The organism is Marseilla massiliensis (assembly GCF_023336985.1).
Taxonomy (GTDB): domain Bacteria; phylum Bacteroidota; class Bacteroidia; order Bacteroidales; family Bacteroidaceae; genus Prevotella; species Prevotella intestinigallinarum.
This window is the reverse complement of sequence record NZ_JAMBLP010000004.1, coordinates 225,591-242,198: the sequence shown is the minus strand read 5'-3', so window position 1 is coordinate 242,198 and position 16,608 is coordinate 225,591. Positions and strand designations below refer to the sequence as shown.

At 56.2% G+C, this 16,608-nt stretch carries 14 protein-coding genes; 7 read left to right on the top strand and 7 right to left on the bottom strand.

Annotated features, from left to right (window positions below):
- Positions 1 to 186: 186 nt before the first annotated feature.
- The gene (locus M3089_RS05050; RefSeq protein ID WP_394802242.1) at positions 187 to 891 is read left to right on the top strand and encodes a Crp/Fnr family transcriptional regulator; all 705 of its coding nucleotides are present in this window, start codon (positions 187 to 189) and stop codon (positions 889 to 891) included.
- Between the two features lie 37 nt (positions 892 to 928).
- Here M3089_RS05050 and M3089_RS05045 read toward each other — a convergent pair whose 3' ends face one another.
- The 3 genes from M3089_RS05045 to gap all read right to left on the bottom strand — a co-directional run bounded on the left by M3089_RS05045 (position 929) and on the right by gap (position 3,951).
- Positions 929 to 1,870, bottom strand: coding sequence for a diacylglycerol/lipid kinase family protein (locus tag M3089_RS05045; protein WP_249082143.1), 942 nt, complete (start codon positions 1,868 to 1,870; stop codon positions 929 to 931).
- Between the two features lie 70 nt (positions 1,871 to 1,940).
- The gene (gene miaA / locus M3089_RS05040; RefSeq protein ID WP_249082139.1) at positions 1,941 to 2,861 is read right to left on the bottom strand and encodes a tRNA (adenosine(37)-N6)-dimethylallyltransferase MiaA; all 921 of its coding nucleotides are present in this window, start codon (positions 2,859 to 2,861) and stop codon (positions 1,941 to 1,943) included.
- A 79-nt stretch (positions 2,862 to 2,940) separates the two neighbouring features.
- Complete coding sequence (gene gap / locus M3089_RS05035) at positions 2,941 to 3,951, bottom strand: type I glyceraldehyde-3-phosphate dehydrogenase (RefSeq protein ID WP_205110751.1); 1,011 nt, start codon at positions 3,949 to 3,951, stop codon at positions 2,941 to 2,943.
- A 203-nt stretch (positions 3,952 to 4,154) separates the two neighbouring features.
- Here gap and mscL point away from each other — a divergent pair, with 203 nt between their 5' ends.
- The 6 genes from mscL to M3089_RS05005 all read left to right on the top strand — a co-directional run bounded on the left by mscL (position 4,155) and on the right by M3089_RS05005 (position 10,298).
- Positions 4,155 to 4,583, top strand: a complete 429-nt coding sequence (mscL, locus tag M3089_RS05030) for a large-conductance mechanosensitive channel protein MscL (RefSeq protein ID WP_249082136.1) — start codon at positions 4,155 to 4,157, stop codon at positions 4,581 to 4,583.
- Between the two features lie 822 nt (positions 4,584 to 5,405).
- On the top strand, positions 5,406 to 7,604 hold the full coding sequence (locus M3089_RS05025) for a helix-turn-helix domain-containing protein (RefSeq protein ID WP_249082135.1): 2,199 nt from the start codon (positions 5,406 to 5,408) through the stop codon (positions 7,602 to 7,604).
- Between the two features lie 34 nt (positions 7,605 to 7,638).
- Entirely contained in the window at positions 7,639 to 8,469 is an 831-nt protein-coding gene (locus tag M3089_RS05020) for a carboxylesterase family protein (protein ID WP_249082133.1), read from the top strand.
- Between the two features lie 215 nt (positions 8,470 to 8,684).
- Entirely contained in the window at positions 8,685 to 9,017 is a 333-nt protein-coding gene (locus tag M3089_RS05015; RefSeq protein WP_249082130.1) for a TIGR04076 family protein, read from the top strand.
- A 460-nt stretch (positions 9,018 to 9,477) separates the two neighbouring features.
- A complete protein-coding gene (locus M3089_RS05010) occupies positions 9,478 to 10,050 on the top strand; it encodes a DapH/DapD/GlmU-related protein (RefSeq protein WP_249082127.1) in 573 nt (190 codons plus the stop codon).
- 92 nt (positions 10,051 to 10,142) lie between these two features.
- The gene (locus tag M3089_RS05005; protein ID WP_249082125.1) at positions 10,143 to 10,298 is read left to right on the top strand and encodes a hypothetical protein; all 156 of its coding nucleotides are present in this window, start codon (positions 10,143 to 10,145) and stop codon (positions 10,296 to 10,298) included.
- Positions 10,299 to 10,641: 343 nt separating this feature from the next.
- Here the strand turns inward: M3089_RS05005 and M3089_RS05000 are convergent, their stop codons facing one another.
- The 4 genes from M3089_RS05000 to M3089_RS04985 all read right to left on the bottom strand — a co-directional run bounded on the left by M3089_RS05000 (position 10,642) and on the right by M3089_RS04985 (position 16,605).
- Positions 10,642 to 11,955, bottom strand: coding sequence for a glycosyl hydrolase 53 family protein (locus M3089_RS05000; RefSeq protein WP_249082123.1), 1,314 nt, complete (start codon positions 11,953 to 11,955; stop codon positions 10,642 to 10,644).
- A 21-nt stretch (positions 11,956 to 11,976) separates the two neighbouring features.
- On the bottom strand, positions 11,977 to 13,995 hold the full coding sequence (locus tag M3089_RS04995; protein ID WP_249082120.1) for a chitobiase/beta-hexosaminidase C-terminal domain-containing protein: 2,019 nt from the start codon (positions 13,993 to 13,995) through the stop codon (positions 11,977 to 11,979).
- Between the two features lie 99 nt (positions 13,996 to 14,094).
- Positions 14,095 to 15,186 carry a glycosyl hydrolase 53 family protein gene (locus tag M3089_RS04990; RefSeq protein ID WP_249082117.1) on the bottom strand — a complete coding sequence of 364 codons (1,092 nt, stop codon included), beginning with the start codon at positions 15,184 to 15,186 and terminating at the stop codon, positions 14,095 to 14,097.
- A gap of 96 nt (positions 15,187 to 15,282) precedes the next feature.
- Complete coding sequence (locus M3089_RS04985; RefSeq protein ID WP_249082115.1) at positions 15,283 to 16,605, bottom strand: Outer membrane protein SusF domain-containing protein; 1,323 nt, start codon at positions 16,603 to 16,605, stop codon at positions 15,283 to 15,285.
- Positions 16,606 to 16,608 lie beyond the last annotated feature (3 nt).

The window sequence follows — 16,608 nt, the reverse complement described above, 5'->3', positions numbered from 1 at the left end:
CGGACAACGCCACTAATCACTTTCAAAGTTAGCCATTTTTACCGTCACGGCAAAGAAAAAATCGATTTTTTTGATAAAAATAGAGTATTTTTGTCCTACAGTATACAATTCACAGTTGGCCGAAACACATATTAAATCAAAATGTTGTAATTTTGCAGCAGCAAAAAATGGTATGCCAGGATAATGATTGTAAAAGAGGATTTCGACAAGGAGAAGATTGCGGAGTCAATGACTGTGCTATGGGAGCCACTTACGCCAGATCAACGAAAATACCTCGTTGACCATATCAAGGTGCACTTATTCGAGAAGAATGAGACCATCTACAAACAGAACGAGCAGCCCACTTACCTCATGTGCCTGCTCAAAGGCAAGATAAAAGTATACATGAACGGTGTAGGCGGGCGCACACAAATAATCCGCGTCATTGAGCAGATGGGCATTTTCAGCTACCGTGCCGCGTTTGTAAACGAGAACTACAAGACATCGGCGTCGGCCTTCGAGGCGTCGACGGTATGCATGATACCCATCAACGTCATCAGGAGCATAATCGAAGAAAACAACGAACTGGCTGTTTTCTTCATCCGCCAGCTGTGCAAGATGCTTGGCGAAGCCGATGCGCTGACGGTCAACCTGACCCAGAAGCACATGCGCGGGAGGCTGGCCGAATCGCTCATCATACTAAAGAACAAGTATGGCTATGAAGACGACGGCTCGACACTGAGCATTTACCTCAGCCGCGAAGAGCTGGCCAACATGTCGAACATGACCACGAGCAACGCCATACGCATACTCTCCTCGCTCGCCTCAGAGAACATCATCATTACCGACGGCAGGAAAATAAAGATAATCGACGAACACAGGCTCTGCCTCATCTCTGAGAACGGTGGCTGACGCCGCCCATCCACAATGGCTGCCTGCCACCGCCCGTTCATTCGGGTATGAGGAAGTTTACCACCTCCTGCTCCACGCTGACCTTGTAGGAGCCCACCGGGGTGCTCATCATTCGCCCGTCGATGCCAACCATCGCGCGCCGCGTCTCTACAATCTCGACCTCCCGCGTGCGGTAAGGGTGCACGCTCCTGTGATTGAGGAAGCGCCCCGTGAGCAGCAGCCAGATGCCGGCAATGAGCTGTGTCACCTCCGGATGGTAAACCACCGACACGTCGAGCAGTCCGTTGTAAGGCACGGCATTGGGCGTCTGCCCGTATCCATAGGCATTGCCTATGCACACCGTCATAACCTTCCGCTTCACCTCGTCGGCATTTATCTTTATGTCCATGAAGTATTCCAGCCGGTGGAACAGCATCAGCACGAAAGACACTACAAACGAAAGCGTCTGCGAACCGAACAGCCGGTGGGTCTGCCTTCTAAGGTTCATCATGTCGGCAATAAGCCCGATGTTAACGCAGTTGAGGAAATACCTGTGGCAGTTTTCGCCTTTCTTGTTGGTATACCTGATGCATCCGAGGTCTATCTTCCTCACGCGCCGCTTCATCAACCAGTCCACGGTCTGTGCCACATCGCTCTCCTTGAAGTTCCAGAAACGTGCGAAGTCATTTATCAGCCCGTTGGGTATCACCCCCAGCACAACGCCCTCCCTCACCTCGCGCCCGGCCTCCATGAGACAGTTGACGGCATCGTTGAGGGCCGAGTCGCCGCCGACTATGATTATAGTCTTGTATCCGTTGTTAATCAGCATGCGTGTGAGCCGCTCCACGCTATCGGTGTTTTCGCTCTGCACGAAATCGTATTCAACGCCGCGCTCATCAAGCACTCGCTGTATCTTCTTCCACTGGGCAGCCCCCTTGCCCAGCCCTCCCTTGGGGCAGTAGAGCACTCCCCAGCGGCTGTCGTTGATATTGTTGTCCATTGTCTACCTTCTACTTTTGTCGCCGCGCGGGCCACCCAGCGGTCATGGCCGCCACTGTCCGCGCATGCCGTTACATCATCCTAATAATCTCGTCAACCTTTTCGGCCACAGGCCTCATGGCGTCTATCCAGTGTATGTGCAGCCCGCGGCGCTCCATTCCGCGAAACCACGTCATCTGCCTCTTGGCAAACTGGTGTATGGCTATCTCGAGCTGCGCAAACATCTCGTCGTAGCCTATGCGGCCGATGGCATATTCCGTGACATACTTATACTCAAGGCCATAATATATAAGGTCGTCGGCAGCGACCCCGCTTTCGAGCAGTGACCTAACCTCGTCTACCATACCGCTGTCCAGCCTCTGCCTGAGCCGCTCCGTTATCCTGCGCCTGCGCTCCTCCCTGCCGATGTCCAGCCCGACTATGAGCGAGTCTATTGGCGGCAGTTCGGCCCCGGCCGTAGGGTTTTCGCCGTTGAATGTCTCTATCTCTATGGCCCTTATGGCCCTCTTTGCCGTGTCCACGTCGGTGGTGTTGTGCATCACCGAGCCGTTGCGCCGCTTCAGCTCGGCCAGCATTTCGGTCAGTTCGGCCAGCGACTTGCCTTCGAGGCGCTCCCTTAGCTTCTTGTTCTCGGGCACTGCCGCGAGCCGGTAGCCCCGCAGCACGGCCTCTACGTAAAGCCCGGTGCCGCCGCACAGTATGGGCTGTGCGCCCCGGGCCAGGATGCTTTCGTATGCCTTGAGGAAGTCGTGCTGGTATTGGAAGAGGTTGTACTTCGTTCCCGGCTCGGCAATGTCAATCAGATGGTAAGGCACGTGCCGCCCGCCAACCTCATAGTCGGCCAGGTCTTTGCCCGTGCCGATGTCCATCCGGCGGTACACTTGCCGCGAGTCGGCGCTTATCACCTCGCCGCCCACCCTCACGGCCAGCTGCGTGGCCACAGCCGTCTTGCCGCAAGCCGTAGGGCCTATTATGGTTATCATCTTTGCCATAGTTGCCGCAAAAGTACTAAAAAAAAGCCGTCCGGCAATGCCGGGCGGCTTTATTTTATCGTCAAATCATTGAAAATGATTAGCCGTTAACCTTCTTCATGTGGGCGATGAGCTCGAGCACCTTGTTAGAGTAGCCAATCTCGTTGTCATACCAAGACACAACCTTTACGAAGGTGTCTGTGAGATAAACACCTGCGTTGGCGTCGAAGATAGATGTGAGCGTGCAGCCGAGGAAGTCGGAAGAAACGACAGCGTCCTCAGTGTAGCCCAGAACACCCTTCAGCTCGCCCTCGGCAGCCTCCTTCATGGCAGCACAGATAGCCTCTTTGCTTGCGGGCTTAGCCAGGTTCACGGTCAGGTCAACTACAGAAACGTCCAGAGTAGGAACGCGCATAGAGATACCTGTCAGCTTGCCGTTGAGCTCGGGGATAACCTTGCCCACAGCCTTGGCGGCACCGGTAGAAGACGGGATGATGTTGCCAGAAGCGGCACGGCCACCACGCCAGTCCTTCATTGACGGACCGTCAACGGTCTTCTGTGTGGCAGTTGTAGAGTGAACGGTTGTCATCAAGCCGTTAACGATGCCGAACTTGTCGTTCAGAACCTTAGCGATAGGAGCCAAGCAGTTGGTTGTGCAAGATGCGTTTGAAACGAACTGTGTGCCCTTCTCGTACTTGTCGAAGTTAACGCCGCATACGAACATGGGGGTGTCGTCCTTTGAAGGAGCAGACATTACAACATATTTGGCACCAGCCTCGATGTGAGCCTGAGCCTTCTCCTTTGTCAGGAACAGACCGGTAGACTCGACAACATACTCAGCCTCAACTTCGTTCCACTTCAGGTCAGCGGGATTGCGCTCTGCAGTCACGCGAATCTTCTTGCCGTTCACGATGAGCTGGCTGTTCTCAACGTCAGCCTCGATTGTGCCCTGGAATGCGCCGTGCATGGTGTCATACTTCAGCATATAGGCCAGGTAGTCAACCGGGCAAAGGTCATTGATTCCTACAACCTCAATGTCGTCGCGAGTCTGAGCTGCGCGGAAAACGAAGCGGCCGATGCGGCCAAATCCGTTAATACCAATTTTAGTCATCTTACTTTTATATTTTAAAGTGGTTCAAAAATATCCTGTTTACTTTCTTTTCAAGCCGTGCCGGTAACGCCCACAACTGAGCAATGAACACCAAAAGCGACATACCGACCAGCCTTTTCTTCTTTTTTCGCCCGCAAAGTTACTAAATATTTTCTATATTTGCAGCACCATTCCGTATTAAATAATATAAAAAGTAAATAAGCATGAGTAAATTTATGAGAGAGTTCCGCGAGTTTGCAGTAAAGGGCAACGCCGTGGACATGGCAGTGGGTGTCATCATCGGAGGCGCCTTCGGCAAAATAGTCACGTCTATTGTCAACGACATAATAATGCCGCCGATAGGCTGGCTCATCGGGGGAGTTAACTTCACAGAGCTGAAACTGACGCTGCCTGCAATGGCAATCGGGCCGGAGACCACGGCGCCGGCCACCATCAACTATGGCAACTTCATACAGACGATGATCGACTTCACCATCATCGCGCTATGTGTGTTCATGCTTGTCAAGGGCATCAACAAGCTGTCGCGCAAGAAACAGGCCGCCCCGGCTGCGCCGCCAGCACCACCTGCCCCGTCGGCAGAAGAGAAGCTGCTGGCCGAGATACGCGACCTGCTCAAGCAGAAAGACCGCTGAGCCGGCGGCCGGGGGCCGCGCCATGGGGCCGTGAGCGATTGATTGCCGAGGCCTATGCGCCCGTTGGCTGACGGGCATTGCCCGCCATTGCACTAAGTGGCGGGCTGCCTTGGCCGTGGATGCGGCCGGGCAGGCAGAGCCACAAGGCCACCCTGCCATGGCAACAACAGCCTATTGATATATAAAATATGTGTGTCTGCGGATGCCAACGCCAACGGATGCTGAATGCCCGTGGCATCCCGGCAACCAAAGGGCAAGAGAATAATTTATCACAATTGCGCTCCGGCAAGGCCAACGGCCCGCAACGGGCGGGCAATATGTGCCGTTTCGCACTGCAAGATGCACCGTCTTGCAACGCGAAACGGCACTTTTTGACTGGTCATACGGCCTCTATGGCAATGTTCTGTGGGTCAGTGGAATACGGAAGCCTGGCGCCGTTGCGAAATATCATTACCAAAACCGGGCTGCGGCACCCCATGCCCTTGTGCCACAACCGCGGGCAACCTGCCAGCGGGGCAACGCGCCACAGTGCACCAAAGTCAAAATAGGAGCCGGCCGTTTGGCTGTCTTGCATTTTTGTTATACCTTTGCATAAGGCAAGCTGCGCCCGGTGATGTACAAGCAAACTTGCATCATGCTCGCTTGCATTGCCTTGGGATAGCGCGGGAATCAGCATATCAAGCCTGACGATGAACCGCCCCCCTCTTGGCTCGGCACAGCATGTCAGAGGCATGGATGCCACCAACCGAGGCCTGAAGCCGAGGCGCCGCGGTGGGCATGGCGCAAGCGAAACTTGAAAAAAGACACAAACACAAACGACGAATGGAAAAGAACGAAGAACTTGACATGGCATGGCAACTGGTTGAGAACACCGGAGCCAACGTGTTTCTAACCGGCAAGGCCGGAACGGGAAAGACCACTTTCCTGCGCGAACTGCGCCGGCAGTCGCCCAAGCGCATGGTGGTGCTGGCGCCAACGGGCATTGCCGCCATCAACGCCGGGGGCTCAACCATCCACTCGTTCTTCCAGCTGCCGCTGTCGCCCTACGTGCCCGGAGCGTCATTCGGGGCAAAAGAGAAGCGCCGCTACCAGTTTGGCAAGGTGAAACGCAACATACTGCGCACGCTCGACTTGCTCGTGATTGACGAGATAAGCATGGTGCGCGCCGACCTGCTCGACGCCGTCGACTCTGTCATGCGCCGCTACCGACGCCACGACCGCCCCTTCGGCGGGGTGCAGCTGCTGCTCATTGGCGACCTGCAGCAGCTGGCCCCGGTGGTGAAAGACGACGAATGGGAGATGATGAAGCAATACTACGACACGCCTTACTTCTTCTCGAGCAAGGCCCTGGCCATGGCCCCCTGCCAGACTATTGAGCTGCAGAAGGTGTACAGGCAGCAGGACTCGCGGTTTCTGGCGCTGCTCAACAAAATCAGGGAGAACCGCGCCGACGAGTCGACGCTGGCCGAGCTCAACCGCCGTTGCGTGCCCGGCTTCGTGCCGCCACCCGACAGCGACTACATCAGGCTGACCACCCACAACTACCAGGCGCAGGCCGTCAACGACCGCGAGCTGGCCCTACTGCCGGGCCAGGCCGTGACCTACCGGGCCACCGTCGAGGGCACGTTTCCCGAAAACAGCTATCCGGCCGACGAACGGCTCACCATAAAAGAAGGCGCACAGGTGATGTTTATAAAGAACGCGCCCGACCACTCGTACTACAACGGCATGATAGGCACCGTGGTGTGCGCCGAAGACGACTGCCTGAGGGTGAGAAGCCGCGACTCGGGCGAGGTCATCGAACTGGAGCCGGCCGAATGGGAGAACACGCGCTACACCCTCGACGAAAGCACAAAAGAGATAACCGAGGCTGTGGAGGGCGTGTTCCGCCAATACCCGCTGCGCCTGGCATGGGCCATCACCATACACAAGAGCCAGGGACTGACGTTTGAGCATGCCATCATCGACGCCTCGCGCTCGTTTGCCCACGGCCAGACGTATGTGGCGCTGAGCCGGTGCAAGTCGCTCGAGGGCCTGGTGCTCGACGCCCCGCTAAGCCGCGAGGCAGTGATAAGCGACGCCACCGTCGACACGTTCATCAGCTGCGCCGAAGCCAACCGCCCCACCCCGCAGACGCTGAACGCGCTGCAGCGCGAATATGTGGCGCAGACGCTCGACGAGCTGTTTGGCTTCGGAGCGCTGGCGCAGGCCGTAGAGCAGATGACGCGAACGCTCTCTGAGCATTTCTACAACAGATGCCACGCGCTGCTAACCGAATACACCCGGGCTCAGCAGTCGGTGGCCGACATGGCCGGGGTGGCCGAAAAGTTCGGGGCGCAATACCGGGCCATACTCGCCAAAGAGCCCTCGGCAGGCAGCGGCCTGCTGCAAGAGCGTGTGCACAAGGCGGCTGCCTACTTTGCCGGGCAACTCAAGCCGCTCGCCGCCTTGCTGGCCAAGACGCGCGTGGAGACCGGCAACAAGACGGTAAGGAAACAGTTTGACGACCGCCGGGCCACGCTTGCCGACGAGCTGTCGCTGAAGTCGAGGCTGCTCGACTATGAGGGCCGGGCCGATACGGAGTTCACTACCAACGACTACCTGCGCCGCAAGGCGGCCATAGTGCTGGGCGACGAACCTGCAGAGACGGCGACAAAAACGGCACGCACCAAGGGCGCGGCCGCAACCAAAGGCAAAGCCGGGCCAAAGGCGCCAAAGCTGTCGACACGCGAGGTGACCCACGCCATGTTTACCGCAGGCATGACTGTGGAGCAGATTGCGGCCGAGCGCCACCTGACCACCGACACTGTGTTTGGCCACCTGGCTCAATATGTGACCGAAGACCGGTTGCCCATCGACCAGCTGGTGACACAAGAGCACATAGACACCATTCGCAACTACGCCCGGATGCACCCCGACAACACTCGCACGGCAGACATCAGGGAGGCACTGGGCGACGAAATATCATACAAGGAAATAATGCTCGTAAAGCGCATCTATGGCATTGACAACCCCCAGTAGTGATGCGCCGGGCAACAACAAACCGCACAACGACATGAAACGACTGTTGACAACCATCATCATAGCCCTCGCCACACTGGCGGCCCACGCCCAACACGGACAGCTGGCAGCCATGCGCAATGTGGTGGAAGGAGGCTACAACTTCTGGCTCTACGCCCCAAGCGAATACGTGACCGACCACCGCCGTGTGCCGGTGATAATCTTCTTGCACGGGGCAAGCCTATGCGGCAACAACATGCAGCGGGTGCGCCGCTACGGCCTGCTGCACGCCATAGCCAAAGGCCGCTACTATCCTTGCATGGTGATTGCCCCGCAAAACCCCGGCGGAGCATGGCGCCCCGACAAGATTGCGCGCGTGCTCGACTGGGTGGAGGCGCGCCACGACATAGACACCACGCGTGTTTATGTTATTGGCATGAGCCTCGGCGGATACGGCACGCTCGACTTCGCCGGCACTTACCCCGACCGTGTGGCCGCAGCCATGGCCCTGTGCGGGGGCAGCACGCTCAAAGACTTCGGCGGGCTCGGACGCATACCGCTGTGGATTCTGCACGGCACAGCCGACAGGGCCGTGCCCGTAAGCCAGTCGAAGGCTGTGGTAGAGGCCATAAAGGAGTCGGGCAACGACGGGCTGCTGCGCTACGACTGGGTGCCGGGGGCATCGCACGGCGACCTGGCCCGATTGCTCTACCTTAAGCAGACTTACGACTGGCTGTTCTTCCACACTACGCTCGACAACCCGCGCGAGGTTGACCGCGATGTCACCATAACAAAAGATGACCTGAGAAACGCTTACTCTGACCTCGACCCAAAGGCCACCGAGTTTGACATTGTGGACGAAATAAAACCTACGAAACAGCCCTGAGGCGAAACAAGCGAGGCTTGACGTGAATATCAGTAATAATGGTATGTTTGACGGCAATGCGTATACAGACTTTTTAGCGCCTTGTCATTAACTTTGCAGCCGGCATGGGCCTACTGCCACAACGCTCCGCGCCGCAACGGCCGCACGGGGCCATGGCTTAGCCACGTGATGGGCCCTGGCCAATAAAAACAAAACTAAACAAAATCTATAAAACAATGAAGAAAGTAAAGATTACGGTATTGAAGAGGGAGTTCAAGGCCGACATCGCTGCCGAATACGGATGCGACGGGCTCGGCCCTTGCGGCAGGCTGAAAGACGGCCAGGTGTTCTATGCAGGCATCGACTGCCCGCCCGGACTGTGCAATACGGCTTGGAAGTGTATGCACCAATACATTTTCGCTCTGCAAAACGGGGTCGAGAGTTTCTTCTTCGACAACTGGTGCCGCCAGCCACACACTGCCATTGCTTGCTGCAACGACGGGTTCCGCCCTGTATATTTCAAGCTTGAAACAACCGACGAGGACATCCCCAACCCGGAAAAGAAGTGAATGCGATGTTTGGGGAGTTGGAATGAGACAGACGGAGTTATCGCTGCGTTGCACTTCGAACAAGAAGTTAAATTGCAACGTAAGGCAATATAAAGTTTGATTTGCCGATGGTTGGGCCGTCACTTCAGTGAACCACATCCTCATGACTTATACGCAAGGAGAGCGGCGACACCGCTGTCAGGGAAGCACGCTGCAAATGTATTGACATAAGTAGCTGTTCAAAATTAACCGACACAATAGACCTTGCAGGTGTCCTCCATATCTTTGCCACTATCTTGTGTGCTCTTTCGGGCCGCATACCAAAGTCTCATCGGTCGCGTAGCCCGCTACGCTCTCTCTTCGGACTTTGGCATGCATCTCCGAAATAGCGCACAATTTGATGGCAATTAATTTTGAACACCTACTTACATACGGCGGCACGACAGCCTACAGGTAACTGAACCAACAAACAGGAAAAACAATGACAATAGAGAAATTCCAACAATTGATAGCCGAAGGCAAACCGCTCGAAGGCACCGAGATGATTACATTCATGCGCGAACAAACCGCACAGACAAGGAAGGTGCTCATGGACTTGAACACCAACTATCACACAGACGAGGAGATTGTGGGGCTGTTCTGCAAAATAACCGGTAGCAACGTCGACCCGACATTCCGCATGTTTCCGCCGTTCTACACCGATTTCGGAAAGAACATCCACCTTGGCAAGAATGTGTTTATCAACTCGTGCTGCCAGTTTCAAGACCAAGGCGGCATCTTCATCGGCGACGGTTGCCTGATAGGCCCGGGCACAATGATGGCCACGCTGAACCACGGCTTCCAACCGGAAGACAGGCAGAACATGACGCACGCGCCGATAGTGATTGGCAAGGGGGTGTGGATAGGCGCCCACGTTACCATACTTCCCGGCGTGACCGTGGGCGACAACGCCATCATTGCCGCCGGAGCTGTGGTGACAAAAGACGTGGCTGCCGACACGATTGTAGGCGGAGTGCCGGCAAAGGCCATCAGGAGCATACATGACAACGCCTGACGGGAGCGGGCCGCAACCCCGAGGGAACGCAGGAGCTACGGCATGCCTGCTGCGGGCAATGAGCTGCCCGACGCGAAACAGATGATGCTTCAATGATTTTGATACTACTTGAACAATGCCTGGCCTACATACCGGCAAGGGGCAGCATCCACACTGTCAGCGTGCTGAACAACCGCTACGCATCATTTGCAGATGACATGTCGGGCCGCTATTCATGGCGCCATGCGCTACGTTTCCGACAATGTTGAAAAACAAGCGGCACGCCTACATGGCGAAACCGCTTGTAAACCAAAATGGCAGATTGGGCTAAAGGAGAGCCAAGGGGTTGTGACTTTGGCTTTACATGAGGCTGTAGGGCAACGACAGCCTTACGGCATGCACTGCCGGCGGCTGTATGGCTAAAGACTGCTATGCCGGCATGCATAAATACACAAGCCATCTTCCCAACTGCCCGGCTCTCCTTTTTTTTCTTAGCCTGCGGCCTTGTCATGATACCGTTTGGCATCCACACTAATGTCATCGACAGCCTCTCGCGCCTCCCAAGCCACACGGCAGTAGCCCCGGCCGTAGGCGGCCCGGTGTGCCTACAGCTTATTCGGCCACACCGCCGTGGCCACGGCCAATGCTAAACTTCCGGCCGTCGGAGGTTACATATATGCCCGGCGGCAACTGGCCGGCACCATTGCCTGAAGCCACACGCACACCGCCCAAGGTGTAAACCGGGCCACCGCCGCCGACACCGCCGCCGACAGCATGGCCCGCCATGCCTGCAGTCACATTAAAACGGGCCAGCGACGACAATGCCGGCATGGCCCTCCCGGTCTGGTTGTCAAACAGTCCGGCGTTATACCAATTGTCGGTAACGCGGTTGGTAGACCAATCGAGTCCACACTCGTTGGCCTCCATAAACCACCAGAACAGTCCGGTAACATTGCCGTGACGGCTGAGCATGTCCACCAAGTCGTCGGCAAACGCCTTCTGGCCGGCCTCGCTAATGGGGTAGACAGAAGAGTAGTCGAAGTAAACATCCGACGGTTGCCACGCATGGTAATAGCCCGTTTCGACTATCATCACCTCTTTGTCGGCGAAGCGCTCCGCCAACGTTGTGAGCGCAGCATCAAGCGATTGGAGCGGGCCGTGGTGGTAAGGGTAATAGCTCAAGCCTATGATGTCGTAGTCGAGCCCGGCCGCATCCATGTCATCATAAAAGGCGGTGAGATACGACGGTTGGGCCACGCGCTCGGTGTGAAGCACGATGCGGGCCTTAGGGCATATCTCGCGGCACGCCCTGATGGCAGAGGCAAGAAGGGAGGTGAAGCGTTTTTCGGTTGCCTCGGTGCCGCCAACGGCATAATAACGCTGCAACGAGCCTTCATCATAACGCGGCCCCCACAGCATGCCGTAGCTTATCTCGTTGCCGGTCTGTATGAGGTCGGGGGCTGCCCCGGCCGCAACCATCTCCTCAAGCACGTTGCGCGTGTAATCATATAGACGCTCGTTGAGGGCGTCGCCGCTGAGCCCACGCCATGCGTCGGGGGTGAACTGCTTGGCAGGGTCGGCCCAGGTGTCGCTGTAATGGAAATCGAGCAACAGTGAAAAACCGGCATCCTTTATGCGCCGACCGAGGGATTTCACGTAGTCAAGGTCTTGCTTCACGCCCTCGCCTTTCTCGGCATCTGTGGCCTTGGATGGGTCGACGAAAAGCCTGAGGCGCATGGCGTTCAACCCCTGACGGCCGAAGAACGGCAGCAACCGGGCAATGGGCTGCCCCGAGGCGTCGTAATACTGGGCGCCATGAGCCTCGTAGTCGGCAAGCAACGAAATGTCGCCTCCTACATATTTATGTGCCGACGCCGGCATCAGGAGTACTGACGCCAGCGCCGCAACGATGATTTTGATTCTCATAAAAAGCAGGGTTGGGTTGGTTTACCTTACCACTTTCTTTCCGCCTACGATATAGATGCCCTTGCCAAGGCCGTCAACGGCATTTGCGACAGAGGTGCCGGCAGGGGCCACACGCAGCAACTGGCCGCCCACGGTGTAGACTTTCACAGGGCCTTGCGAGGCAAGGTCGCCGGCCACGACACCGCTTATGGCCGAGTAATTGCCGGTGACATCGGTAACGGTATACTTGCCGTTGGTCATCCCTTCGGATATGACGTAATACTTGTCTTCGGATATCGGGCCTATGTCTACTGTCTGGCCGGAACTGCTGCCTTGGTCGAATATCACGTTAAACGAATAATCGGACGTGGCAACATCAAACGATTGGTAATACCAACGCTCGCCGTTGATGTCACAGGTGGCCGTAACCCTGCTGCCGGGCCATGCGCCGTTGAGTTGTGTCGAGGCGGCATCGTTTGCCCAGGCATAAAGATATAGCGAGCTCCACCCCGGGTCTTTCACATAGACCGTGGCCTTGTGGGCCTCGAAAGGCTCGATGGCGTAATGCCGCGTGATAACGTTGCTCACCACGCCGCCGCTGAGCAAGCCAGCCTTGAGCGTGGTTGTGGCGGTTATCCTGACATTGCCGCCATCGGGCAGCGATGCCGACGAGGCCGTTGGCTCGGTGCCGTCGGTGGTATAGACAATGCGTGCCGAGGCATCGGCGCTGATTGCCGACAGGATGACACTGAAAGCACCATCATACGTGCCCGACGGTGCACTAACCCAAGGCGACTCGGCCGAACCTGACACATATACCTTGTAACCGTTGCCTGACGCCGTGAGCTTGTAGCCAGCAGGCGCTGTATATGCCCCTGTGCCATAGACCCCAATGACGCCGGCCTTGTTGCCGGTAACCTCGACAGCAAAAAGTGAAGAGGAGTTGTTGAGCACCCGGGTGGTGCTTTGGTTGGTTATGCCGGCCATCTTGCGCACCGTCACAAGCTGCTTTATGGCATTCTTGTAACCCTTCCAGTGAGAAAGAAACACGCATGGCGTGCCGGGCATGGTCAGTATGTAGGCATTGGCAGCCTCGACATACGAGCGCACGGGGTCGCCGGGGCTGGAGGCATCGCGGTATTGCGTATCGTGGTTTTCGACAAACGTGACGGCGTAGCGCCTGTAGTCACGATAAGAAGCCAGTCCTATGCCCGAGAGCTTGCTCCAGTTACCGCCGTTGCAGGCATCGCGGATGGCATATCGGGTGGCGAAATCAAACGTAGCCGACTGAGGCTTGCCGTCAACCATGGTGCCGTCGACCCAGTTGCGCAGCAATGTGGCGTTGCCATCCCAATACTCGCCGACCGAGAATTGGGGTGCAACGGTAGAGTTGTAGAGGCCCGTATACTTGGCAGCATAGCCCTTGGTCATGTCGTAACGGAAGCCGGCATAACCAAGCTCGTCTTTCAGGAAACGCAAGTAGGCAATGACATTGTCCTGCACATTCTTAGACGTATGGTCAAGGTCGCGCATCCCGCTCCAGTCTTCGCCCGTGTCTGCCGCCCCGGTGACGTTGTACAGACGGGCCGTAGCTCCGCCATCATCATCACGGCAAATGTCGGCAAGACCCATCTGGTATGTCACGCCGTTGTGGGTCTCGGCCGGGAAGTCAACCCACGAACCGCCCACACCGAGCGAGCCACGGTGGTTGACAACGACATCGGCAATGACGCCAACGCCGCGTTTGCCGAGCGCCGAAATCATAGAGCGCAACTGCGACTCGGTTCCGAAACTGCTGTTCTGGTCGTAATAGAACACCGGGGTGTAGCCCATCACGTTGTAGGTTGTGTTGCAGTTGCCGCTCTGGGGCACCCAAACGAGGTCGAAAAACTCGGACAGTTCGTCGGCCTGCGACTCGATGTTGCTCCATTGTGTGTCTACAAACGAGTCCCAGTAGAACCCTTGCAGCATCACGCCACCATAGTTGGCCGGCCAGCCTTGTGCATTCAAGCAAGCCGGAAAGAGCAGCATCGAAGCCAAAAGAGAATTGAATATTTTCATAAAAGGTTTTGTTTTTAGTAATTGAATTGCTATTTGTACATCTCTTAAAAGAGTCTACCATAAAACCGATGTGCAACGGAAAGCGACGGAGACACGGGCCTACTCACCGATGAACCCCATGAAATCATACACCGCCGGCAGCAGCCTGCCGGTGCGGTTGTCAAAGAGTCCGCGGTTGATCCAATTGCCCATCATACTGCCGCAGCTGCCGTTCTCCTCGGGAAACCACCAGAACAGTCCGGTGACATTGGCATGGCGGCGCAATTCGGCCACCAGTTCGCGTGTGAACATGCGCTGCCCGTCGATGCTGATGGGATAAAACTCGGCATATTGGTCGGGCGAGGCTGCCCAACGGTCGTTGGCGTGAGAGTAGTAGGCAGCCGTCTCGACAATCATGACGGGCTTGTCGGGATAACGCACCGCAAGCGAATCGAGTGTTGCCGACAGCACTCCCACGGCCTTGTGCCACATCGGATAGTAGCTCAGGCCAATGACATCATAGTCGAGCGTGGCCAGACGGTCATAGAACGCCTTGGTGAATGCCCAGTCGCCGGCCTTCTCTGTGTGGATGATAACCTTTGCTTCAGGGCACACATCGCGGCAGGCACGGCAACCGGCGGCAAGCAGGCTGCCGAAGAGTTGCTGGTTGGCATCGTCGAATGGCGATGTCTTTGCCTCGGGCCACATCATGCCGTTGCTTATCTCGTTGCCCACCTGTATGAGGTCGGGGGCTGCACCTGCACCGACCAATGCTTCAAGGCTTGCTCGGGTATAGGCATAGACGCTGTCGGGAAGAGCCGTCCGAGGCACTCCCGACCAACGTGCTGGCATGAACTGCTTGCCCGGGTCGGCCCATGTATCGCTGTAATGGAAGTCGAGCATAAACCGGAAACCGGCTCGCTTTATCATTGCGCCCAGACGCTTGACGTAGCCGATGTCCTGGCACACTCCTTCATCCTTGTGGTCGGCGGGGGCCAGCCCGGGGTCGACAAACAGCCTTACGCGCATGGCATTCCAACCAAGTTGGCTGAACATTTCAAGCGGTTTGACAGCCTTGCCTTCCGAATCACGGTAGACAGCCTTGCTCTCTTCGTATGACGGCAACATAGATATGTCGCCACCGAGCAGCCGTTGCTGGGCAACCGCACAGACAGAAGCAGCCAGGGCCAAAAGAAGTAATGGTTTTCGCATGTGGTCGTTTTAGGTTATAAATTTAAAAAGATGCAATTGAAAAAAGGGAGACTCCGCCGGTTACAACGGAGCTCCCCTCTATTCTTAACAAAGAAATCAATTCTTTGTCATGGTGCAATGGTTCATGCCTTCGCACGACAGATACAGCTTGATGGTGTAATTGCCGGCAGACACACTGATGTCACTGCCACCGGAAGTAAGGTTGTCTGTGCTTCCGCCCCAGTTGATGTCCCAGCCTTTGTTGGCACGGAACTTGAACTTGCCGTCAACAAGCGACGTGGTGACAGTCCAGCATCCCTCGCTTACATCGTACGTCATCTCTGTGTCAGTGTCCCATCCGCCAGACGTAGCATCGCCGATGAGGCCGATGGTGTTGATGCGGGTGAGGTTGTATGTCATCGAAACGATGTTCACATCCATCATATAGAAGCCTGTCTCAGGCGCGTCGATGTTGCTGCTTCCGTTCTCGGTGAGAGTTCCAGAGTAAGCGTCGCCCGAAGCCTTCTCCCAGTCGCCGGTCCAGTTGTCGGCAGGGTTGGGCTTGAACTTGAATTCACCGTTGAGGTAAGCAAAGCCACGGTAGGTGCCGTCGTAGTTCACACCGGCAAGCGGAATGGTCGACGACCAACTGGTGTTGTTGCCAATCTCGTATATGTATGGGGCAAAGTTCAATGCCTCGATGGCATAAGTGCGCTCCCACATGTTGATGGTTATGCGGTAGTGACCTGCCTTCCCGAGCACGCCTTTGCCGGCGTTCTCAGACACGAGCTTGCCACTGAGCTCGGTGCTGCCATCCTTTTCGGGGCCGAAATACAATCCTACATCGTTGGTAGCAGCGTTCGACACTATCTGCCAAGTGGCGTTGTCCTCGGTTGTCTTCACCGTAACGGTGAACACCGGGTCGTCGTAGACATCGGCACTGCTGTGGGTAAACTCAGCAGTGTTGTTATCGCCATACTGGAAATAATACCCATCGTCGATGCGATACGGAGCTGAAGGAGACACCTTTGCCTCAAAAGAACGGGCATCAACAAACACAGCCTCGCCATTCTTCGTGGCATTGGCATATATATGCACGGTAAAAGGACGTGCCGTGGGACGCTTGCCATAAGACGTGACCACAGCGTCTTGGAGCTCGGCTGTTGCCACCCTGCCGTTGACATCACCGTTAAGCACCTGCTTGGACTGGTTGCCATCAAGCAATTCAGCACGCACGTTCTCAACCGAGTAACCCTCTGGAAGAGCCGGAACGGCCAATGAAAACAGTTTAACGCTGTCTGACTCGCTTGCCGACAAGTCTACGACATAACTTGCATCACCTACGTATGATGAAGAAAAACCAGGTATTGTGATAGCCGGTTCTTGCGCACTCGACTGCGGATTGGCCCAATCAGTATAATCATCAGAACATGATGCCATACT

Bases quoted from the DNA above. Each gene is read 5' to 3' on its own strand.
- M3089_RS05045 (WP_249082143.1), bottom strand. From the start codon at position 1,870: ATGGACAACAATATCAACGACAGCCGCTGGGGAGTGCTCTACTGCCCC.
- M3089_RS05005 (WP_249082125.1), top strand. From the start codon at position 10,143: ATGATTTTGATACTACTTGAACAATGCCTGGCCTACATACCGGCAAGG.
- M3089_RS04985 (WP_249082115.1), bottom strand. From the start codon at position 16,605: ATGGCATCATGTTCTGATGATTATACTGATTGGGCCAATCCGCAGTCG.
- M3089_RS05000 (WP_249082123.1), bottom strand. From the start codon at position 11,955: ATGAGAATCAAAATCATCGTTGCGGCGCTGGCGTCAGTACTCCTGATG.
- miaA (WP_249082139.1), bottom strand. From the start codon at position 2,861: ATGGCAAAGATGATAACCATAATAGGCCCTACGGCTTGCGGCAAGACG.
- M3089_RS05010 (WP_249082127.1), top strand. From the start codon at position 9,478: ATGACAATAGAGAAATTCCAACAATTGATAGCCGAAGGCAAACCGCTC.
- M3089_RS04990 (WP_249082117.1), bottom strand. From the start codon at position 15,186: ATGCGAAAACCATTACTTCTTTTGGCCCTGGCTGCTTCTGTCTGTGCG.
- gap (WP_205110751.1), bottom strand. From the start codon at position 3,951: ATGACTAAAATTGGTATTAACGGATTTGGCCGCATCGGCCGCTTCGTT.
- M3089_RS04995 (WP_249082120.1), bottom strand. From the start codon at position 13,995: ATGAAAATATTCAATTCTCTTTTGGCTTCGATGCTGCTCTTTCCGGCT.
- M3089_RS05025 (WP_249082135.1), top strand. From the start codon at position 5,406: ATGGAAAAGAACGAAGAACTTGACATGGCATGGCAACTGGTTGAGAAC.
- M3089_RS05020 (WP_249082133.1), top strand. From the start codon at position 7,639: ATGAAACGACTGTTGACAACCATCATCATAGCCCTCGCCACACTGGCG.
- M3089_RS05015 (WP_249082130.1), top strand. From the start codon at position 8,685: ATGAAGAAAGTAAAGATTACGGTATTGAAGAGGGAGTTCAAGGCCGAC.
- mscL (WP_249082136.1), top strand. From the start codon at position 4,155: ATGAGTAAATTTATGAGAGAGTTCCGCGAGTTTGCAGTAAAGGGCAAC.